Raw genomic sequence first — 624 nt, 5'->3', positions numbered from 1 at the left:
GTCGACTAGATTGGAGTAAGGGAACACCTAACTATGTCATCAGGACAAGCCACATGTCCAAACCTAAACAACTGACACCAGAGCAAAAGATTAAAGCCCTTGAGCAGGAGCTTGCTGATACCAAACTCAAAGCCCAATTCTTTGAAGCAATCGTCGACGTACTTGATAAAGACTTTGGTGTTCGTATCACAAAAAAGCAGCGCAGCAAGTTATTGAACAAAAAGCGGTAGTGAACCTGTCTATCACGACGGCTTGTCGATTCCTTGGTATTTCTCGCCAAGCCTATTATCAGCGCATTGAGCGTCAACAATGGCGAATGCGACATGAGCAAGAGGTACTCACTTTTGTTCAAACAGAGCGTTTATATCAACCGCGTATTGGCACAAGGAAACTGCAACACTTAATGAGCATAGCCCGATTGCACATTGGACGAGACCACTTGTTTAGCTTGCTGCGTGAGCACCGATTACTGGTGCCCAACAAACATGCTTATCATCGCACAACACAAAGCCATCACCGTTTCCATTGCCATCCCAATATCATAAAATCTGGTATTGAACTGACACGCCCCGAGCAGCTTTGGGTGGCCGATATTACGTACTTGCCAACCCATGATGGTGAAGC

The 624-nt window shown here is 45.8% G+C and carries 2 pseudogenes; both read left to right on the top strand.

The features are described 5' to 3' along the window. Positions 1–230: pseudogene (locus J7384_RS19230) on the top strand (IS3 family transposase); the annotation flags it as partial. Next, positions 230–624 (top strand): annotated as a pseudogene (locus tag J7384_RS19225) (IS3 family transposase); the annotation flags it as partial. The pseudogenes J7384_RS19230 and J7384_RS19225, both read left to right, overlap by 1 nt.

The sequence above is a fragment of the Endozoicomonas sp. G2_1 genome (assembly GCF_017744155.1).
Lineage (GTDB): Bacteria > Pseudomonadota > Gammaproteobacteria > Enterobacterales > Alteromonadaceae > JAGHQT01.
The sequence above is the reverse complement of the archived record's forward strand: the minus strand, read 5'-3'. Positions and strand labels throughout refer to the sequence as shown.